Origin of the sequence: Achromobacter sp. Root170 (assembly GCF_001428165.1) — a bacterium.
Taxonomy (GTDB): domain Bacteria; phylum Pseudomonadota; class Gammaproteobacteria; order Burkholderiales; family Burkholderiaceae_B; genus Achromobacter; species Achromobacter mucicolens.
In genome coordinates this window covers 307391-326751 of record NZ_LMHN01000012.1, presented here as the reverse complement: position 1 = coordinate 326751, position 19361 = coordinate 307391, and the positions used below count along the sequence as shown (strand labels likewise).

The following is a 19361-nucleotide window of genomic DNA, read 5'->3' as shown; positions in this document are numbered from 1 at the left end:
CCTCTGTGGCATCCGGCCATCTGGCGCGGCCTGGATGCGGACCTTCGGTACGACACCCGCGTGAACCGGCGCCGCTGCCGCATGCGCACCGCATGTGACGTTTGGCGCGGCGCCTCGCCAATGGCCTAGCGGCCGACGCGCGTCCACTTGCCGAAGCGTTCGACCATGCGCTCGTCAAAGCCGAATCCCAGCCCCGGCTCCTGATGCAGAATCACGCGGCCCTGCTTGTGGGTCAGTTGGCGGTCGACCAGCTTGCGGAAGTTCAGCACCTGGTCGTCCCAGAAGAATTCGACATAGCGCGCGTTGGGCGTGGCCGCGACCAGCGGCGCATGCACGTCGTGGAACCAGTGCGGGCACACCACCACGCCGTAGCTGGCCGCCGTGGCCGCGATGCGCTTCCATTCGGTGATGCCGCCGCAGACCGCCGCGTCCGTCTGCAGGATGCCGGCCGCGCCCTTGTCCAGCAGTTCCTTGTGATACCAGCGGCCGTAGCCGATTTCGGCCGTGGCGATCGGCAGATGCGTCAGCCGCGCCAGCTTGGCATGGCTGTCGATGTCGTCCGGGCCGAACGGCTCCTCGATGAAGTACGGTTCGTATTGCTCGAAACGGCGGATGTACTGCATGGCCTGCGTCACGTCCTGCCAGGCGTTATTGCAGTCCATCATCAACTCGACATCCGGCCCCACGGCTTCGCGCGCGGCCTTCAGGCGCGCTTCTTCCTCCCGGGGCGAGAGGCGGCCCGTCTTCATCTTGACGGCGCCAAAACCCTTGGCCACATAGCTGGCCATCTCCTCGCCCAGGTGCTGCGGGGTCTTGCCATCCAGGTAGTAACCGCCGCTGGCATACGCCGGCACCGATTCCAATTCCATCGCGCCCAGGAATTTGTGCAGCGGCAGGCCCGCGGTCTTGGCATTCAGGTCCCACAACGCGATGTCCAGCGCGCTCAATGCGCGCATCACCGTGCCGTGCCGGCCCTGCAACAGGGCTTCCTGATACATCGCCTGCCACAGGCCTTCGACCGCATGCGAATCCTTGCCCAGCAGCACGGGTCCCAGCAGGCTCTGGACGGCGGCCTCGAAAATGGCGCCGCCGGCGCTGCCCACGTAGCAAAAGCCGATGCCTTCGACGCCATCGGTAGAGCGCACCTTGACCAGGCCGTAGTGCCGGGTGGACACGGTGCGGTTGGAGAACGAGGTGACTTTATCCAGAGGCACCGCCGCGGCGCATACGTCTATGGATTCAATGATGGGCACGGGCAAGCTCCTTGATGACAGTGAAATCGGCTGGACCGATCGGCGCGCCGCGCGCTGCCTGATCGCCTGGACGTATTCTTCCCCTGCCCAAAGAAAACAACAATTATCTTGACGCATCTTTAGAATACGGAAAAATCATCTTCCGGATAGACAGGCCGTTGTGGACTCGCGCTTTTTGCAGACGTATGTGCATGTGGTGGAACTGGGTTCCATCGCCCAGGCCGCCCGCCACCAGGGGCTGACGCCAGCGACGGTGCAGCAACGGCTGCGCGCGCTGGAAGCCGACGTGGGCAGCGCGTTGATCGCGCGCTCGGGCCGTACGGTCAAACCCACGCCTGCCGGCGTGCGCATCCTGGAGCGGGCGCGCGCCATCCTGCGCGACGTGCGCGACCTGCGCTCGGCCGCGTCGGACACGGATCTGCCTGCAGGGCCCTTGCGGCTTGGCGCCACGCCCACCGCCCTGACCGGCATCATGCCGCCCGTGCTGCGCACCTGGGTGGCGCGGCATCCGGGCATCGAGATCTATATCGAACCGGCGCCGACCACGCTGCTCTACAGCAAGGTGCTGTCGGGCGAACTGGACGGCGCGCTGCTGGTGCATCCGCTGTTTCCCATCCCCAAGACCTGCGCGTGGCGCGACCTGCGCCGCGAACCGCTGGTGCTGGTCACGCCTGCGCAGATGAAGGTCGACGACCCGCTGGCCGTCATCGCGCGGGAACCGTACATCTGCTATGACCGCAGCGTGGTGGGCGGCAAAATGGCGGACGACTACCTGCGGGCGCGCAGCCTGCGCCCCCGGGTCCGTTTTGAACTGGATGGGATCGAATCGATTGCCAAGCTGGTTTCCGAGGGGCTGGGCGTGGCGCTGCTGCCAGACTGGGCCAGCACGGGCGCGCCGCTGGCGCACGTCAAACGCTGGCCGCTGCCCGAGCCCTGTCCGGTTCGAACGGTGGGCGCCATCTGGCTGCGGTCAGGCGTGCGATCGGAGCTGATGCGGGCCTTCGTGGAACTGGCCGAATCGCAGCTGGGCCTGGGCGGCACGGCCGCCCAGCGCACCCGCTAGGCTATGGCGTCTTCGCCGTTGCGCGCCACGACCACGCCGCTGGACACCACCAGGCGCCGCGGCGAGCGCTGCACCACGGCTTGGGCGATACAGCCCGCATCGGCCAGCACCAGATCGGCACGCGCGCCGGGCGCCAGGCCGTAGTCCGCAAATCCGCAGGCGCGGGCGGCGGCGCGGGTCACGCAGTCGAATGCCCACTCGATCTCGTCGTCGCGGCGCAGATCGTTGCGCAGCCCGATCAGCGCCGCGCGCTCCAGCATGTCGGGGCTGCCGTAGGGGGTCCAGGTGTCCCGGATGCCGTCATTGCCGCCAAAAAGCGTCACGGCCGCCTCGCGGCAGGCGCGCAGCGAGGGCACCGGACGAGACGCCGGCGCGGTGGTCAGCAGGGCCACGTCCAGCAGCGCCAACCGCCGCAGCAGGCCCTCCAGACGGCGGGCGTCGAGCGCGCCCAGGCAAAAGGCGTGGCTGATGACGACCTTGCCTTTCATGTCCAGCGCCTGGACGCGGTCCAGAATCAGCTCCAGCGTAAAAGCGCCCAGTTCGCCGGGCTCATGCAGATGGATATCCACCGGTTTGCCGTGCTTGTCGGCCAGGCCAAACAGCACATCCAGGGATTTCACGGGATCACGGTCGATGGCGGACGGGTCCAATCCGCCCAGCACGTCGGCGCCATCGGCAAGCGCCTGGTCCAGCAGGTCGGCTGTACCGGCGCGCGCCAGGAGGCCCGACTGCGGAAACGCCACCGTCTGGATCTCGACGCGCCCGGCCAGCGCTTGCCGCGTGGCATGCACGCCTTCCAGGTGTTTCAATCCGGCGTCCGTGTCGATATCGACGTGCGTGCGGATGCGGGTCGTGCCCGCGCGCAGGAATGCCAGCGCCAGCGCATGCGAGTGGCTGGCGGCGTCATGCCCGGTGGCGGCACGCCAGTTGCGTTCGTTGTCGATGCGATCGGTCAGGGACGGGCCGACCTTGTTCACATACCAGGCGGAACCCCAGGTCGTCTTGTCCAGATGGGTGTGGCCTTCGACGAAGGCGGGCAGCAGCAAGGCGCCGCCGCCCTCTTCGACGTTCACGGCGGGATCGGCCTCAAGGCCAGGGCCGATTTGCAGGATGCGGCCGCCGCGCACCAGAACGTCCACACCCTCGCCTTGCGGCGTGCGGACGTTCGTCAGGAGCAGAGCCGCCATGTCAGACTTGCGGCGGTTCGATCCAGAAAAAGCGCTCGCCCTGGCGGACCATGTCGGCGACGCCTTCTGCGCCGATGCGATAGTCCGTGCCCATCAGCGTGGCCCCGCCGTCTTCATGGATATGGATGACGGCCAGCGGGTCGTTGGCCATGGTGTACCAGTAGTAACCGGGCTTGAGATTGTGGGTGTCGGTAGTCATGCGTCGAGTATACAAACAACGCCTCGGCATTTTCAAAAAGACAACACATATGCAGCGCCCACCTGACAGGTAAGTCGTGACACGTCATACTCCCCGAAGCAGAGATTGAGTCCGTCTCAAACAGGTGGCACGTGCGGGCCCCAGCCATAACAGCAATAAGCGCGCGAGCGTTCATCGCGAGGGATACAGCTAGCACATGAAACGGCAGTTACTTCAGTTCAGCGAACCGCTCAAGCAGGCCATTCTGGACGGGGCAAAGGTGCAGAGCCGGCGCATCCTCAAGCCGCAGCCGTCCAAGTTCACCACGGTCTGGTATGCGGACGCCGCGGATTCAGGCAGATGGGTGGCCATGGGGCCGTCGCCCGACAACCCGTCCGAGATGCGCAAGACTTCAAGCTGGGTCAGGTGCCCCTACGGAAAATCGGGCGAGACCATCATCCTGGCCGACGAAGCCGGCGCGCCGTTCGCCAGCGCCGTCGTCGTGGGCGTACGCATTCAGCGGCTGCAGAACCTGACCGAGGCCGATGCGCGTGCGGAGGGCACGCACGCGCTGTATCAAAGCTCGGCGCTACTGCCCGGCGTGCCGCTGCAAACGGCGTTCGCGCTGATGTGGTGCGAACGCTATGGCGCGCACGCGTGGGCGGCCAATCCCTGGGTGTGGGTGGTCGAATACCGCCAGACCACGCCCTTCGACAAGTCGGATTACTGAGGCGCTGGCGCGCGGGCGCAACACCGCTCGCGCCGGCCGCCCGGAGTTGGTGTCAAGGTGTAACACAACCCCTCGGCTTCAGTTAATTCCATCCTATTTCAATCGACTTCAATCGCCATTTCGCCAGAGCGGACCCGCGCTGCCGCAGTGCAGCACCTCTCGTCCACTGAAAACGGGGGCGGTTGCGGATTGTCGCGATTGCGGCCGGGATGCTTACGTATAGCTGGCGCAAACCGCCGAAAATAGCGCCAACGAATACTCAACTTTGCTGCGTCTCGCAGCGGGCAGGTGCAAGATGAAAAAATGGCTTATTGCAGGTGTTGGCGCCGCGGGGCTGATGATCTCCAGTGTCGCCTTGGCACGCGTGGACGTCGGCATCTCGATCGGCGTTCCTGGAATCGTCTACCCGGCACCGGTCTACGTGGCTCCGCAGCCGGTCTACGTGGCGCCGCCGCCGCCGGTGTATTACCGCCCGGCGCCGGTGTACGTCGCGCCCCCGCCGCCGGTGGTATACCCGGCGCCGGTGTATTACCGTGGCGGTCGCTACTACGATCGCGGCCACTATCACGGCCCGAAACACGGTCACGGGTATTACCGGGGCCGCGGCCACGACCGCGATTGATAATCGCTCGCGCCAAAAGCAAAGGCCACTCCTGCGAGTGGCCTTTCTTTTGTCGAGGCAATGTCCGGTGCCCCGTGACAACCTGTCAGGCGGCGGGCGCCTGCACAGGCTTTGCAACCACCGAGGCCGGTTGTTGCGCAACCGGTTTGGCCTTGTCATCGGCCCAACGCGGTGATTCCTGGACCAGATCGATCCAGCGGCGCGGCGCACTGGACGCCCGCCACCAACCATTATGCGGACGCATGAGCAAACTCCGGTTCACCGTTAAAACGCACACCATTAATGCCCTGGAACAGATGACGGCTTTCCTGTTCTGCTTCGTGCAAATCAGTGAACGGCGCCTGACCCGGCACCGTCCAGCATTTTTCGGGTGCGGTTCCGCCGATTCGGCGAGTCCATATTTGCACCCGATAACCCTGCTCGTCTTCCTTTGCCACAGAGCATCTCACACGAAAATCTCCAATCATTCTTGAAGTCATGGACAACTCCTTGTTATATAAGTGAATGAAGCGTGTAGAACGCCGGTGTATTGTGCCGTAACTATCCGGCCCTTTTATGCCAAATACACAATTGCTCACATCAAAAATCAAGCACTCACGTGAGCACGATAGCGTTCCAAAAAGACAGCAATATGTCGGCAATGATAAAAAAAAACGGAGCCCGCAGGCTCCGTCTTTTTATCAGCCAAATGGCCGATGGACGCCGCGCGAATATCAGGGTTTTAGTACCGTAATACCGCCCATATAGGGCTGCAGCGCTTCCGGAATCAACACGCTGCCATCTTCCTGCTGGTGGTTTTCCAGCACGGCGACCAGCGCGCGGCCCACCGCCAGGCCGGAGCCGTTCAAGGTGTGGACATATTCCGGCTTGCCCTGGGCATTGCGGAAACGCGCCTGCATGCGGCGGGCCTGGAAGGTTTCGCAGTTGGACACCGACGAAATCTCGCGCCAGGTATTTTGTGCCGGCAGCCACACTTCCAGGTCATAGGTCTTGGACGACCCGAAACCCATGTCGCCCGTGCACAGCAGCACGACGCGGTACGGCAGATTCAGCAATTGCAGCACGCGCTCGGCGTGCCCGACCATTTCTTCCAGGGCCTCGTACGACTGGTCCGGCTGCGTGATCTGCACCATTTCGACCTTGTCGAACTGGTGCTGGCGGATCATGCCGCGGGTGTCGCGGCCGCCGCTGCCGGCTTCAGAGCGGAAGCACGGCGTGTGGGCGGTGAGCTTGAGCGGCAGGTCGGCGGCGGCCTGGATCGTGCCGCTGGCCACGCTGGTCAGCGTGATTTCCGAGGTGGAGATCAGGTACTGGTCTTCGCGCACATACGGCTTGCCCTGGTCGTCGACCTTGGGATCGTCGTCGCCGCCGCCCTTGGAGACCGCAAACATGTCGTCCTTGAACTTGGGCAGCTGGCCGGTGCCGTACAGCGTCGAGGCGTTGACGATGTACGGGGTGTAGCACTCGGTATAGCCGTGCGTGCCGGTCTGCAGGTCGAGCATGAACTGGGCCAGCGCACGGTGCAGGCGGGCGATGGGGCCGCGCATGAACGAAAAGCGCGCGCCCGACAGCTTGGCGGCCATGTCGAAATCCAGGCCCAGCGGTTCGCCCAGCGCGACGTGGTCGCGCGGCTCAAAGCCCAGCGCGGGTGGGTTGCCGTCGGCGCCGGCCTGGCCGGGCAGCCAGCGGCGCACTTCGACGTTGTCGTCGGCAGACTCGCCCAGCGGCACGCTGGCGTGCGGCAGGTTCGGCACCGACATGAGCAGGTCATTGAGCGGCTGCTGCAGGGCGGCCAGCTCTTCCTCGAGCTGCTTCAGGCGCACGGGCACGGCCTGCGATTCCGCCATGACGGCGCTGGCGTCCTCGCCCTTGGCCTTCAATTGGCCGATCTGCTTGGCCAGCGCGTTGCGGCGGGCTTGCAGGGACTCGGTTTCGGTCTGGACGGCCTTGCGGCGAGACTCCAGGTCGTTGAACCGTTCCGTGTCGAAGGCGACGCCGCGGGTCTTCAGGCGGTCTACGACGGTTTGCAGGTCTTTGCGCAGCAGTATCGGGTCTAGCATGGTGAGGTCGGTGAGGTTGCAAAAAAGGCGGCGGGGGATTGCCCGTCACCGGTTCTTGGCGCGTTCCTGTGCGTCCAGCTCGCGCAGGAATGCCAGCTTCTGCTGGATTTTAGCCTCCAGGCCGCGATCGGTCGGCCGGTAGAAGGAAGGCTTGAGTCCGTCAGGGAAATATTGCTCGCCCGCGGCGTAGCCGTGCGGCTCGTCGTGCGCGTAGCGGTAGGCCTTGCCATGACCCAGCTGTTTCATCAGCTTGGTCGGCGCATTGCGCAGGTGGATGGGCACCGGCGCGCTGCCGTGTTCCGCCGCGAACTTGCGCGCCTGGTTGTAGGCGTTGTAGACCGCGTTGGACTTGGCGGCGCACGCCATGTACACCACCGCCTGCGCCAGCGCGAGCTCGCCCTCGGGGGAACCGAGGCGCTCGTAGATGTCGGCGCCGTTCACGGCCAGGTCGGTCGCGCGGGGGTCGGCCAGGCCGATGTCTTCCACCGCCATGCGCACCAGGCGCCGCGACAGGTACTTGGGATCGGCGCCGCCGTCGATCATGCGGCAGAACCAGTACAGCGCCGCGTCCGGGTTCGAGCCGCGCACCGACTTGTGCAGCGCGCTGATCTGGTCGTAGAAGGCGTCGCCGCCCTTGTCGAAGCGCCGCAGGTTCTGCGACAGCGAGATTTCCAGCCAGGCGGCGTCCACCGTGTCGCGTCCGGCCGACTGCGCCGACTCGGCCACGACTTCCACCGCGCTGATCAGGCGGCGCGCGTCGCCGTCGGCCCACGCGGCCAGCTGCTCGCGCGCATCGGGCTCGATGCGGATGGTGTCGCCCGATTCCTGTCCTTCATTGAGCGCCGCAACGGCGCGATCAACGAGTTGTTGCAGCTCTTCTGCCGTCAACGATTGCAGCACATACACGCGCGCCCGCGACAGCAAGGCCGAGTTGACCTCGAACGACGGGTTTTCGGTGGTGGCGCCGATGAATGTGAACAGCCCGCTTTCGACATACGGCAGGAAAGCGTCCTGCTGCGCCTTGTTGAAGCGGTGGACTTCGTCGACGAAGAGAATCGTGCGCCGGCCCTGGCCCTGCGCGACCTGCGCCACCGTCACGGCGTCGCGGATGTCCTTCACGCCGCCCAGCACGGCCGAGATGGCGATGAACTGCGCGTCGAAGCCGTCGGCCATCAGGCGCGCCAGCGTGGTCTTGCCCACGCCGGGCGGCCCCCAGAAGATCATGGAATGCGGGCGGCCGGAGTCGAAGGCGACGCGCAGGGGCTTGTCGGGTCCCAGCAGATGCGACTGGCCAACCACGTCGGACAGGGTGCGGGGACGCAGGCGTTCGGCCAGGGGAACATAGGGCCGATGCGCGGGATCGGCCGCGAAGAGATCGTTGCTCATTGGCAGCAGATGAAGGGGTGCAGCAAGGATTTCAAGTCTGCATTACACCATGCCCGCGCCCTGGCGCCCGCCGGCCGTTGCCCCGGCCGGCGGCGTGGCCGCCCTACGCCAGTTCGGGCGGGGCGAAGCGGCGGTTGGCCAGCACGGGCAGCACCTTGCGCGCGTGGGCGAGGCGCTCCGGGTCGATGTCGGCAAAGACCAGCGCGGGCGCTTCGCCGGCGCGCGCCGTGACGACGCCCAACGGATCCACCACCATGCTGCAACCGATGTTGCGCTCACCGCATTCGCCGGTGGCCGCGACGTAGCAGGTGTTCTCCAGCGCCCGCGCCGTGACCAGGACCTCCCAGTGCATTTCCTTGAGCGGGCCGCGCACCCACGCGGCCGGCAGCACCAGCAGGTCGGCGCCGTCCAGCGTCAGCCGGCGGGCCAGTTCGGGAAAGCGCACGTCGTAGCAGGTCATGAGGCCCACGCGCAGGCCGGCAATGTCCAGCAGCGGGGGGATGTCCGTGCCCGGGGTGACATTGGTCGATTCCTTCATGGTGAAGGCGTCGTACAGATGCAGCTTGCGGTACTGCGACAGGATCTGGCCGTCGCGGATCGTGACCAGCGTGTTCCACACCCGGCCCTCGCCCGTCGGCACATGCACGCACATCATGGTGGCCAGGTCCGACCCGCGGCTGGCATCGAGCAGGCTCGTGATGAACGGACCGTCCAGCGCCTGCGCGGCCTTGAGCACGATCTGCGGATCGGTGATGTCGCGCGCCAGGATGCCTTCGGGCAGAACCAGGAGGCCTGCCCCGCCGGCGCGGGCGCGTTCCATCAGATCGATGCAGACCTGCGCGTTTTCTTCCCAGACGCGGCTGACGGCGAACTGGCCCAGGGCGACTTTCAGCATGGCATTTCCTTTGTCAAAGCACAGGCGCGCCTCAAGGGGCGCGCGGCATGGACCTATTTTCCCATCGTCCGGGCGGCGTGGCGTACGGGAAACTCCTAGCTCCCGCTTGTAAATTTCTTTCACGATAATGAAAAAAACAGGATTTGACGTAAATATTTTCCATACCGGGCCGCCATCATGACCAACTCATCCTCTCCCGCAGCTCCCCTGGACGTGAACGGCAAGGGCCTGGGCGCGTTTCCCGAATCCTGTACCACCGCCGACGTGGCGGCGCTGAACTGGAACCTGCTGAACGAAGACGTGAGCCTGCCGGTGGCCGTGCTGTACGAAGCCCGCATGCGCCACAACCTGCAGTGGATGCAGCAGTTCATGGAGGCCTATCACGTCAAGCTGGCGCCGCACGGCAAGACGACGATGAGTCCGGCCCTGTTCAAGCGCCAGATCGACAACGGCGCCTGGGGCATCACCCTGGCGACCGCACCGCAGGTCCTGGCGGCCTACCAGCACGGCGTGCGCCGGGTGTTGATGGCCAATCAGCTCGTGGGCCGCGCCAACATGGCCATCATCGCCCGTCTGCTGGAGGATCCGGCCTTCACGTTCTTCTGCATCGTGGATTCGGCCGCCAACGCCGCGCAGCTGGGCAAGTTCTTCGGCGACGAGGGCAAGGTGCTGCCCGTGCTGATCGAACTGGGTCCGGCGGGCGGGCGCACCGGCGTGCGCGACGACGCCCAGTTGCAGGCCGTGGCCGATGAGATCGCCCGCTGGCCCGGCCTGGCGCTGGCCGGCATCGAAGTCTATGAAGGCGTGCTGCAGGAAGAAGGCGCCATCCGCGCCTTCCTGCGCCGCGCCACCGACGCCTTGCGGGGCCTGGCCGCCGCGGGCCGGCTGCGCAAGAGCGGGCCCGCCCTCATCTCCGGCGCCGGGTCGGCCTGGTTCGACGTCGTGGCCGAGGAATTTTCGCAAATGGACATCGGCAGCCCGCTGGAAGTGGTGTTGCGCCCGGGTTGCTACCTGTCGCACGACGTGGGCATCTACCGCAGCGCCGCCGAGCGAATCAACGCGCAGAACCCCGTGGCCCGCCAGATGGAGCCCGGCCTGCAACCTGCCTTGCAGGTCTGGGCCTACGTGCAGTCGCTGCCCGAACCCGGCCGCGCCATCATCGCGATGGGCAAGCGCGATGCCGCCTTTGACGCGGGCCTGCCCACCCCTGCCCTGCTGTACCGGCCCGGTTCGGTGCAGCCCGGCGCGGCGCCGTCCCACTGGAAGCTGTCGGCCATGATGGACCAGCACGCCTTCATGCAGGTGGGCGACGGTGACGACATCCAGGTGGGCGACATGATCGCCTTCGACATTTCGCATCCCTGCCTGACGTTCGACAAATGGCGTCAGGTGCTGCTGGTGAACGAGCACTACGGCGTCACCGGCGTGGCCGAAACCTTTTTCTAGTCCCCCTGCCCGCGGCACCGCGCCAGGCCCACAGGGGACCGCAGCATCCGGGCACCCGGCGCTCATCCGATATCACGCGACAACCTGTTTCTGACCCTCTGGAGAGAGAATCATGAACTTCCGTACCTCCCGGCGAGGCGGTGGGCTGAAGAGCCTGCTCGCGGCCGGCGCAATTGGCTTGACCGCTTTGTCGACCCCCGCCCTCTGTGCCACGCCGGTCAAGGGAGGCACGATCTCTGTCGCCACCATCGGCGAGCCGCCGACGCTGGACCCGATGACCAGCACCGCCGACCTGGTGGGCATCCTGACCCAGCACTTCTTCGAGACGCTGTACACCTTTGACGCGAAGTGGAACCTGACGCCGCTCCTGGCCGACAAGATGCCGGAAGTGTCGGCGGACGGGCTGGTCTACACGATTGCGCTACGCCAGGGCATCACGTTCCATGACGGCTCGAAGATGGATTCGTCGGACGTGCTGGCGTCTCTGAAGCGCTGGACCGAGACCGCCACGCGCGGCAAGATGGCCGCCAAGATCATCAGCGGGATCGAGGCCCCGGACGCCAACACGATCCGCATCACGCTCAAGCAGCCGTATGCACCGCTGACCGCCCTGCTGGCCATGAACAATAGCGCCGCGGTCATCATGCCCAAGGGCAAGATCGCGCCGTCCCTGACCGAATTCGTCGGCACCGGCCCGTATCAGTTGAAGGCCCGCGTGCCCGACCAGTATGTGCAGCTCGTCCGCTTCGAGGGCTACAAGCAGCGCGAAGGCGAGCCCAACGGCTATGGCGGCGCACGCAAGCAGTATCTGGACGAAATCCGCTTCGTGCCGGTCAGCAATGCCAACACCCGCGTCGAAAGCGCCGTGGCCGGCCAGTTCGATTACGTGGACTCGCTGCCCGTGGAATCGCTGCCCAAGCTGAAGAACGGCCGCTCAGACCCGGTCATGCTCAAGCCCTTCGGCTGGCCGCGCCTGGTGCTCAACACCAAGCAGGGCATCATGTCGAACCAGGCCGTGCGCCAGGCGGTGCAGCTTGCCCTGAACGAAGAAGACATGCTGTTCGCGGCGTTCGGCGACAAGAACTTCTACAAGCTCAATGGCGACCTGTACCCGGAAGGCTATCCGTGGGCCACGTCGCTGGGCGGCAAGGTCTACAACAAGGGCGACGCCGCGGCAGCCAAGAAGCTGGTGGACGGGGCCAACGTGCAGGACCGCAAGATCCGCATCCTGACCAGCCAGCAGTACGAGTTCCATTACAAGATGGCGCTGGTGGCCGCCGAATACCTGAAGGCCGCGGGCTTCACGGTGGACATGCAGGTGGTCGACTGGGCCACGCTGACGCAGCGCCGCCAGGATCCGGCCGTGTGGGACATCTTCATCACGCACAGCCCCTTCCTGCCTGAACCGGCGCTGATCGACTTCCCGTCCAAGGACGCGCCGGGCTGGTGGGACACGCCGCGCCGCAACCAGGTGCTGGACGCCTTCAACCAGGCCGGCTCGCAGGAAGAACGCGTCAAGCGCTGGGCCGACGTGCAGCAGGCCGTGTACGACGAAGTGCCGTTCATCAAGGTCGGCGACTTCAACGCCCAGGCCGCGCGCTCGCCCGCGCTGCAAGGCACGCAGGCCGTGCCGTGGCCGTACTTCTGGAACGCCTGGAAGGCGTCCAAGTAAGCGCACGTCCGTCGGGCGGCCGCTACCGCCCGACGCGGCAGGCACCCGCGCGCGACCCGCTCGCGCCCGCGCAATGACCTCTAGGATTTCACCGTGTTGCGTTATCTCTTGAATCGGCTGGTCGGGCTGGTGGCCGTGATGTTCATCGTCGCGACGATCGTGTTCGTGATCATCCGCCTGACGCCCGGCGACCCGGCCGCCGTGATGCTCGGTCCGCAGGCCAGCCAGCAGGACATCGCCGCCCTGCGCGCGCAACTCGGACTGGACCAGCCTGTGGCGGTGCAGTACGTGTCGTGGCTGGGCAAGCTGCTGCAGGGCGACCTGGGCCAGTCCATCTTCATGAACAAGCCGGTGCTGGCGGCGCTGGCCGACCGCGCCGAGCCGACGATCCTGCTGACGCTGATGTCGCTGTTGATCGCCAGCGCCATCGCGCTGCCGGTCGGCATTCTTTCCGCGGTCAAACGAGGCACCACGCTGGACCAATCGGTGCTGTCGTTCTCGATGTTCACGTCCAGCGTGCCGAGCTTCTGGCTGGGGCTGCTGCTGATGCAGGTGTTCTCCGTGAAGCTGGGCTGGCTGCCGGTGGCCGGTTATGGCGGCCCGGACGCTTCGCTGGCCACGCGCCTGTCGCACCTGATCCTGCCTGCGGTCGTGCTGGGCCTGGTGAATTCGGCCCTGATTACCCGCTTCATCCGCGCCAGCATGCTGGACGTGCTGCGCGACGACTACGTGCGCACGGCGCGGGCCAAGGGCCTGCCGGAACGCAAGGTCATCCTGAAGCACGCGGTGCGCAACGCGTTGATCCCGATTCTGACGGTGCTGGGCTTGACGACGGCGTTGCTCATCAGCGGCGCGGTTGTGACCGAGACCGTGTTCGGCCTGCCTGGTGTCGGCAGCCTGGTGGTGTCGGCAGTGCTGCGCCGCGACTATCCAGTCATCCAGGGCGCGCTGCTGATCATCGCGGCGATCTACGTGCTGATCAATCTGCTGATCGACCTGCTGTACCTCGTGGTCGACCCCCGCGTGCGTTACTGAGCCATCGACATGACGACTGCAACTTCCATGAATCCCGGCGCGGACCGCTGGCAGGTCCTGCGCCTGCTGGTGGCGCGCAAGACGGTGCTGATCAGTCTTATCGTGATCGTGGTGCTGGCGGCCGCCGCGCTGCTGGCGCCGTGGATCAGCCCCTACGATCCCTTCAAGCTGTCCATCATGAACCGCCTGAAGGCGCCCGGCGCCGCGCACTGGTTCGGCACCGACGACTTCGGGCGCGACGTCTTCAGCCGCGTCATCCACGGCGGACGGCTGTCGCTGATGGTCGGCTTTTCCGTTGTCATCCTGTCCAGCGTGCTGGGCATTGCGCTGGGGCTGATCGCGGGGTTCTTCCGCACGGCCGACAAGTTCGTGTCGCGGCTGATCGACGCGATGATGGCGTTCCCCGATATTTTGCTGGCCATTTCGCTGGTAGCGGCGCTGGGCCCGTCGTTGGTCAACGTGGTGATCGCGCTGGGCATCGTGTACACGCCGCGCCTTGCCCGCATTGTGCGGGCCTCGACGCTGGTGATCCGCGAACTGCCCTTCGTGGAAGCCGCCCGCGCGCTGGGCGTGCCCACGTGGCGCATCGTCACCGTGCACGTGCTGCGCAACCTGGTGTCGCCCATCCTGGTGCAGGGCACCTTCATCTTCGCGTACGCCATCCTGGCCGAGGCCGGCCTGTCGTTCCTGGGCGTGGGCGTGTCGCCCGACATCCCGACCTGGGGCACCATGATCAACGCGGGCCAGCAGTACATGGGGTCGGCCGACTGGATCATGATCTTTCCCGGCATCGCCATCGTGCTGTCCGTGCTGTCGCTGCAACTGGTGGGCGACGGCCTGCGCGACGTCCTCGATCCGCGCCTGCGCAAGGAGCTGTAAACATGACCGCAAGCACCCGAGACATCGTGCTGTCGGTGCAAGGCCTGAAGACCTGGTTCCACAGCCGCGACGGCATCGCCAAGTCGGTGGACGGCGTCACCTTCGACCTGGCCCGTGGCGAGACGCTTGCTATCGTCGGTGAATCCGGCTCCGGCAAGTCCGTGACCAGCCTGTCCATCATGGGTCTGTTGCCCAAGCCGGCGGGCCGCATCGAGGCCGGCAAGATCCTGTTCCGCGACCGCCAGGGCGTGCAGCACGACCTGGCGCACGCCACGCCCGCCACGCTGCAACGCATCCGCGGCGCCGAGATCGCGATGATCTTCCAGGAGCCCATGACCAGCCTGAACCCGCTGTACACCGTGGGCGACCAGATCGCCGAGGCGGTGCTGCAGCATGAAGGCGGCTCGCGCGCCGCGGCGCTCAAGCGCGCCCGCGAGATGCTGGAGCGCGTGGAGATCCCGGCGGCCGACCGGCGCGTGAACGAGTATCCGCACCAGATGTCCGGCGGCATGCGCCAGCGCGTGATGATCGCGCTGGCCCTGGCCTGCAACCCCGCCGTACTGATCGCCGACGAGCCCACCACGGCGCTGGACGTGACCGTGCAGGCGCAGATCCTGGACCTGCTGCGCCGCCTGCAGGCCGAGATGAACATGAGCATCCTGTTCATCACGCACAACCTGGGCGTGGTCGCCGAGATCGCGCACCGCGTGGCCGTCATGTATGCCGGCCGCGTGGTCGAGGACGCCGGCGTCTACGACCTGTTCGAAAAGCCCACCCATCCCTACACGCGCGGCCTGCTGTCCTGCCTGCCGACCGCCGCGCTGCTCGCGTCCGGCGAGCGCCTTCGCGCCATTCCCGGCAACGTGCCCAGCGTGCTGGCGCTGCCGCCCGGCTGCACCTTCGCGCCCCGCTGCCCGCTGGCTGCGGACGACTGCCGCGCCGGCGTCCCCGATCTGGTGGCGGTGCGGCCCGAACACCGCGCGCGCTGCATCAAGGTAAATCCGCTATGACGAGCCCATCCACTCCCCGCGCCGCCGCGCCGCTGGTGCGCATCGACGACCTGAAGGTCCACTTTCCGACCTCGCAGGCGCGCAACGCCCCCGTCGTGCGCGCCGTGGACGGCGTGAGCTTCGACGTGCCGCGCAACACCATCGTGGGCCTGGTCGGCGAATCCGGTTCGGGCAAGACCACGACCGGCCGCGCCCTGCTGCGCCTGTTCGCCCCCACCGCCGGACGCATCGTGTTCGACGGACAGGACATCACGACGCTCAATGAAAAGCAGATGCTGCCGTGGCGCCGCCGCATGCAGATCGTGTTCCAGGACCCGTACGCCAGTCTCAACCCGCGCATGACGGTGGCCGAGATCCTGGGAGAAGCCCTGGACACCCACAAGCTGGCGCAGCACCGCCGCGCCGAGCGGATCGGCGAATTGCTCGAACGCGTCGGCCTGAACGCGGACCACAGCCGCCGCTATCCGCATGAGTTCTCCGGCGGGCAGCGCCAGCGCATCGGCATTGCCCGCGCGCTGGCGGTGGAGCCGGATTTCATCGTGGCCGACGAGCCCGTATCCGCGCTGGACGTCTCGGTTCAGGCGCAGGTGCTGAACCTGCTGCAGGACCTGCAGCGCGACCTGGGCCTGACCATGCTGTTCGTCGCGCACGACCTGGCGGTGGTCGACTACCTGTGCGACGACGTCGTGGTGATGTATCTGGGCCGCATCATGGAACGCGGTCCGACCAGCGAGGTTTATGCGCGCCCGCGCCATCCCTACACCCGCGCGCTGCTGTCCGCCGCCCCTGTGCCGGATCCGCGCGCCCCGCGTTCGCGTATCCTCCTGAAGGGCGACATCCCGAGCCCGGTCAACCCGCCTTCCGGCTGCGTGTTCCGCACACGCTGCCCCCATGCCATCGACGCCTGTGCGGCGGCGGTGCCGCCGGCCGTCGGCGTGAGCGCGGACCACTACGTGTCCTGCATCCGCCTCGACGATCCCGCGCTCGCGGCATGAGTCCGCCCGAATTGATCCAGGAACCACACATGAACATCATCCGCGACATCGTCTTCCAGATACGCAGTCGGCGGGACGCATTGAGCGTGACAGAACGCAAGGTTGCCGACGCCATCCTGGACGACATCATCTGGAGCGCCAGCGCCACGGTGGACCAGCTGGCCGCCAAGGCCGGCGTCAGCATCGCCACCATTTCGCGGTTTGCGCGCACCGTCGGCTGCGACGACACGCGCGACCTGAAGATGAAGCTGGCGCAGGCCAGCACGGTGGGCAGCCGGTTCCTGGACCCCAGCGCCCCCGCCGAGGAAAGCACGTTCTACGCGCGCATCTACGCCGACATCGAAAGCACCCTGCGCGCGCATCTGCCGACGTTCACCGAGCCGCTATTCGAAGCCGCCGCGTCCATCGTGGACGGGGCGCGCATGATCTACGTCTTCGGCATGGGCGGCGCGTCGGCGGTGCTGGCGCAGGAAGTCCAGTCACGCCTGGTGCGGCTGGGCTATCCCATCGCGGTTTACAGCGACGCGGTGCTGCTGCGCATGGTGGCGGCCACGCTCGACGAGCGCGACGCCGTGCTGGTGCTGTCGGCCTCAGGCCTGACGCCCGAGATCGTCGGCGCCGCGCGCATCGTCAAGCAATACCGCGCGCGCATCGTCGCCATCACCGACGCGTCGTCCGAACTGGCGAAGCTGGCCGACGTGGTGCTGCCCATCCGCACAGACGAGACCGACTTCATCTACAAGCCGTCGGCCTCGCGCTACGCGATGATGCTGGCCATCGACCTGCTGTCGACCGAACTGGCCATGCTGAACCAGGAAGAAAACCGGGAACGCCTGCGCCGCATCAAGCTGGCGCTGGACGAACACCGCGGCGGGCCGAACCGCCTGCCGCTGGGCGATTGATCGGGAAACCACGATGTACGACACCCTTATTGGCAACGTCCGGATCCTGGACGGTTCGGGCGGCCCCGAATACCGCGCCAGCGTGGCACTGGCCGGCGGCCGCATTGCCGCGATCGGCGAACTGCCGGGCGCGCCGGCGCGCCAGCTCATCGACGGCACCGATCTCGCGCTGGCCCCGGGCTTCATCGACGTCCACACCCACGACGACACCAACGTCATCCGCACGCCGGACATGCTGCCCAAGCTGTCGCAGGGCGTGACGACCGTGGTGGTGGGCAATTGCGGCATCAGCGCCTCGCCGGTCACGCTGCGCGGCGAGCCGCCCGATCCGATGAACCTGCTGGGCAAGCGCGAGGACTTCCGCTACGCCACCTTTGCGGACTACACGCGCGCGATCGAAGCCGCGCGGCCGGCCGTGAACGTTGCCGCCCTGGTGGGGCATACGGCCTTGCGCAGCAACCACATGGACCGGCTGGACCGCGCCGCGACGCGCGAGGAGGTGCTGGCAATGCGCGCCCAACTGCGCGACGCCCTGGCGCACGGCGCGATCGGCCTGAGCACCGGGCTGGCCTATGCCTCGGCGTTCGAAGCAGACACGGCCGAGGTCAAGCTGCTGGCCGAAGCGCTGGACGAATTCGGCGCGCTGTACACGACGCACCTGCGCTCGGAATTCGCCGCCATCCTGGAGGCCATGCAGGAAGCCTTCGACATCGGCCTGCACGCGCGCGTGCCGGTGGTGGTGTCGCACCTGAAGTGCGCCGGCGCCGGCAACTGGGGCCGCACGAAAGAGGTGCTGTTCGCGCTGGAAAACGCGGGGCGCATGCAGCATGTGGGCTGCGACTGCTATCCGTATTCCGCCAGTTCGTCGACGCTGGACCTGAAGCAGGTCACGGACGAATTCGATATCGACATCACCTGGTCCGAGCCGCATCCGGAGCAGGCGCGCCGCAAGCTGGCCGCCATCGCGGCCGACTGGGGCGTCACGCTGCTGGAGGCCGCCAAGCGGCTGCAACCGGCCGGCGCGGTGTATCACAACATGCACGAGGACGACGTGCGCCGCGTGCTGTCGCACCGGCTCACGATGGTTGGGTCGGACGGACTGCCCAACGATCCCATGCCGCATCCGCGGCTGTGGGGCGCCTTTCCGCGCGTGCTGGGCCATTACAGCCGGGACGTGGGCCTGTTTCCGCTGGCGCAGGCCGTGCACAAGATGACGGGGCTGTCCGCCGCGCGCTTCGGCCTTGCCGAGCGCGGCTTCGTGCGCGAGGGCCACCACGCGGATCTGGTGCTGTTCAACCCCGATACCGTCATCGACCGCGCGACCTTCGCCGCGCCCGTGCAGACCGCAGCGGGCATCGAGGCCGTTTGGGTCAATGGTGTCCTGTCGTACCGCAAGGGCCAGGCCACCGGCGAGCGCGCCGGCCGCTGGCTGCCGCGCAGCGGCGACCTGCGCGCGTCCTACCCCGCCATTCCGGCCGCGTCGTAGCGGCCGCCCCCGGACCACTTCAAGGAGAATCCTTCATGAGCGCTACCCCCACTCCCGACAACAACGGCATCACCCGCTACGGCGTGGCCGGCGGCACCGGCCAGGGCGGCTCGCACATGCCCTTCGCCCGCGCGGTCGCCGCCGACGGCTGGCTGTACGTTTCCGGCCAGGTGCCGATGGAAAACGGCGAAGTCATCGAAGGCGGCATCGTGACGCAAAGCCACAAGGCCATCCAGCAGGTGCTGGCCATCCTGCAAGAAGCCGGCTACGGCCCCGAACACGTCGTGCGCTGCGGCGTCTGGCTGGACGACGCGCGTGACTTTGCGTCGTTCAACAAGGTGTTCAAGGAATACTTCGGCGCAAATCCGCCGGCGCGTGCCTGCGTGCAGTCGAGCCTGGTGGTGGATGCGAAAGTGGAAGTCGACTGCGTGGCGTATAAGCGCCCCTGACACGCAGGCAGGTCGCGGTAGGTGTCAGACACCGGGTTCAATGCGCGGCTACCGCCAAACACGGCATGCCAAATAAAAAATGCCCGGTTTCCCGGGCATTCCGCATTGGGCCA

19 protein-coding genes are annotated in these 19361 nt (G+C 66.6%); 12 read left to right on the top strand and 7 right to left on the bottom strand.

All coding sequences use genetic code 11. The features are described from left to right. Positions 1-125 precede the first annotated feature (125 nt). Positions 126-1253: a mandelate racemase/muconate lactonizing enzyme family protein gene (locus ASD87_RS11725; RefSeq protein WP_056321406.1), complete on the bottom strand. Its 1128-nt coding sequence runs from the start codon at positions 1251-1253 to the stop codon at positions 126-128. 160 nt (positions 1254-1413) lie between these two features. On the opposite strand from ASD87_RS11725, the gene ASD87_RS11720 reads away from it, so the two are divergent. Continuing rightward, positions 1414-2316 (top strand): LysR family transcriptional regulator, encoded by a 903-nt coding sequence (locus tag ASD87_RS11720; RefSeq protein WP_056321404.1) that lies wholly within the window; start codon positions 1414-1416, stop codon positions 2314-2316. Here the strand turns inward: ASD87_RS11720 and ASD87_RS11715 are convergent. Then, positions 2313-3503, bottom strand: coding sequence for an amidohydrolase family protein (locus ASD87_RS11715; protein ID WP_056321402.1), 1191 nt, complete (start codon positions 3501-3503; stop codon positions 2313-2315). The genes ASD87_RS11720 and ASD87_RS11715 overlap by 4 nt on opposite strands. Before the next feature lies 1 nt (position 3504). Further along, positions 3505-3702, bottom strand: coding sequence for a hypothetical protein (locus tag ASD87_RS11710; protein WP_056321399.1), 198 nt, complete (start codon positions 3700-3702; stop codon positions 3505-3507). Positions 3703-3898: 196 nt separating this feature from the next. On the opposite strand from ASD87_RS11710, the gene ASD87_RS11705 reads away from it, so the two are divergent. Together ASD87_RS11705 and ASD87_RS11700 are read left to right on the top strand one after the other, a co-directional pair. Further along, a complete protein-coding gene (locus ASD87_RS11705; protein ID WP_056321397.1) occupies positions 3899-4411 on the top strand; it encodes an ASCH domain-containing protein in 513 nt (170 codons plus the stop codon). Between the two features lie 295 nt (positions 4412-4706). Then, on the top strand, positions 4707-5033 hold the full coding sequence (locus tag ASD87_RS11700; RefSeq protein WP_056321394.1) for a virulence factor: 327 nt from the start codon (positions 4707-4709) through the stop codon (positions 5031-5033). Positions 5034-5263: 230 nt separating this feature from the next. Here ASD87_RS11700 and ASD87_RS26575 read toward each other — a convergent pair whose 3' ends face one another. The 4 genes from ASD87_RS26575 to ASD87_RS11685 all read right to left on the bottom strand — a co-directional run bounded on the left by ASD87_RS26575 (position 5264) and on the right by ASD87_RS11685 (position 9374). Beyond that, positions 5264-5512, bottom strand: coding sequence for a hypothetical protein (locus tag ASD87_RS26575; RefSeq protein ID WP_081100999.1), 249 nt, complete (start codon positions 5510-5512; stop codon positions 5264-5266). Between the two features lie 234 nt (positions 5513-5746). Next, positions 5747-7093, bottom strand: a complete 1347-nt coding sequence (serS, locus tag ASD87_RS11695; protein WP_056321392.1) for a serine--tRNA ligase — start codon at positions 7091-7093, stop codon at positions 5747-5749. Between the two features lie 45 nt (positions 7094-7138). Beyond that, the gene (locus tag ASD87_RS11690; RefSeq protein WP_056321390.1) at positions 7139-8479 is read right to left on the bottom strand and encodes a replication-associated recombination protein A; all 1341 of its coding nucleotides are present in this window, start codon (positions 8477-8479) and stop codon (positions 7139-7141) included. Positions 8480-8582: 103 nt separating this feature from the next. Next, positions 8583-9374 carry a deaminated glutathione amidase gene (locus tag ASD87_RS11685; protein WP_082586260.1) on the bottom strand — a complete coding sequence of 264 codons (792 nt, stop codon included), beginning with the start codon at positions 9372-9374 and terminating at the stop codon, positions 8583-8585. A 177-nt stretch (positions 9375-9551) separates the two neighbouring features. On the opposite strand from ASD87_RS11685, the gene ASD87_RS11680 reads away from it, so the two are divergent. The 9 genes from ASD87_RS11680 (at position 9552) to ASD87_RS11640 (ending at position 19248) form a co-directional block, all read left to right on the top strand. Further along, a complete protein-coding gene (locus ASD87_RS11680; RefSeq protein ID WP_056321387.1) occupies positions 9552-10820 on the top strand; it encodes an amino acid deaminase in 1269 nt (422 codons plus the stop codon). 112 nt (positions 10821-10932) lie between these two features. Continuing rightward, the gene (locus ASD87_RS11675; protein ID WP_082586259.1) at positions 10933-12492 is read left to right on the top strand and encodes an ABC transporter substrate-binding protein; all 1560 of its coding nucleotides are present in this window, start codon (positions 10933-10935) and stop codon (positions 12490-12492) included. 93 nt (positions 12493-12585) lie between these two features. After that, complete coding sequence (locus tag ASD87_RS11670; RefSeq protein WP_056321384.1) at positions 12586-13527, top strand: ABC transporter permease; 942 nt, start codon at positions 12586-12588, stop codon at positions 13525-13527. A gap of 9 nt (positions 13528-13536) precedes the next feature. Beyond that, a complete protein-coding gene (locus ASD87_RS11665) occupies positions 13537-14406 on the top strand; it encodes an ABC transporter permease (protein WP_056321381.1) in 870 nt (289 codons plus the stop codon). Between the two features lie 2 nt (positions 14407-14408). Then, entirely contained in the window at positions 14409-15416 is a 1008-nt protein-coding gene (locus ASD87_RS11660) for an ABC transporter ATP-binding protein (RefSeq protein ID WP_056321377.1), read from the top strand. Further along, on the top strand, positions 15413-16411 hold the full coding sequence (locus tag ASD87_RS11655) for an ABC transporter ATP-binding protein (RefSeq protein WP_056321373.1): 999 nt from the start codon (positions 15413-15415) through the stop codon (positions 16409-16411). The genes ASD87_RS11660 and ASD87_RS11655 overlap by 4 nt, the downstream gene beginning before the upstream one ends. A 29-nt stretch (positions 16412-16440) precedes the next feature. Beyond that, positions 16441-17313, top strand: coding sequence for a MurR/RpiR family transcriptional regulator (locus ASD87_RS11650; RefSeq protein WP_056321370.1), 873 nt, complete (start codon positions 16441-16443; stop codon positions 17311-17313). Positions 17314-17326: 13 nt separating this feature from the next. Beyond that, positions 17327-18799: an amidohydrolase family protein gene (locus ASD87_RS11645; protein WP_056321367.1), complete on the top strand. Its 1473-nt coding sequence runs from the start codon at positions 17327-17329 to the stop codon at positions 18797-18799. A gap of 35 nt (positions 18800-18834) precedes the next feature. Beyond that, positions 18835-19248, top strand: a complete 414-nt coding sequence (locus ASD87_RS11640; protein WP_056321365.1) for a RidA family protein — start codon at positions 18835-18837, stop codon at positions 19246-19248. Positions 19249-19361: the final 113 nt, after the last annotated feature.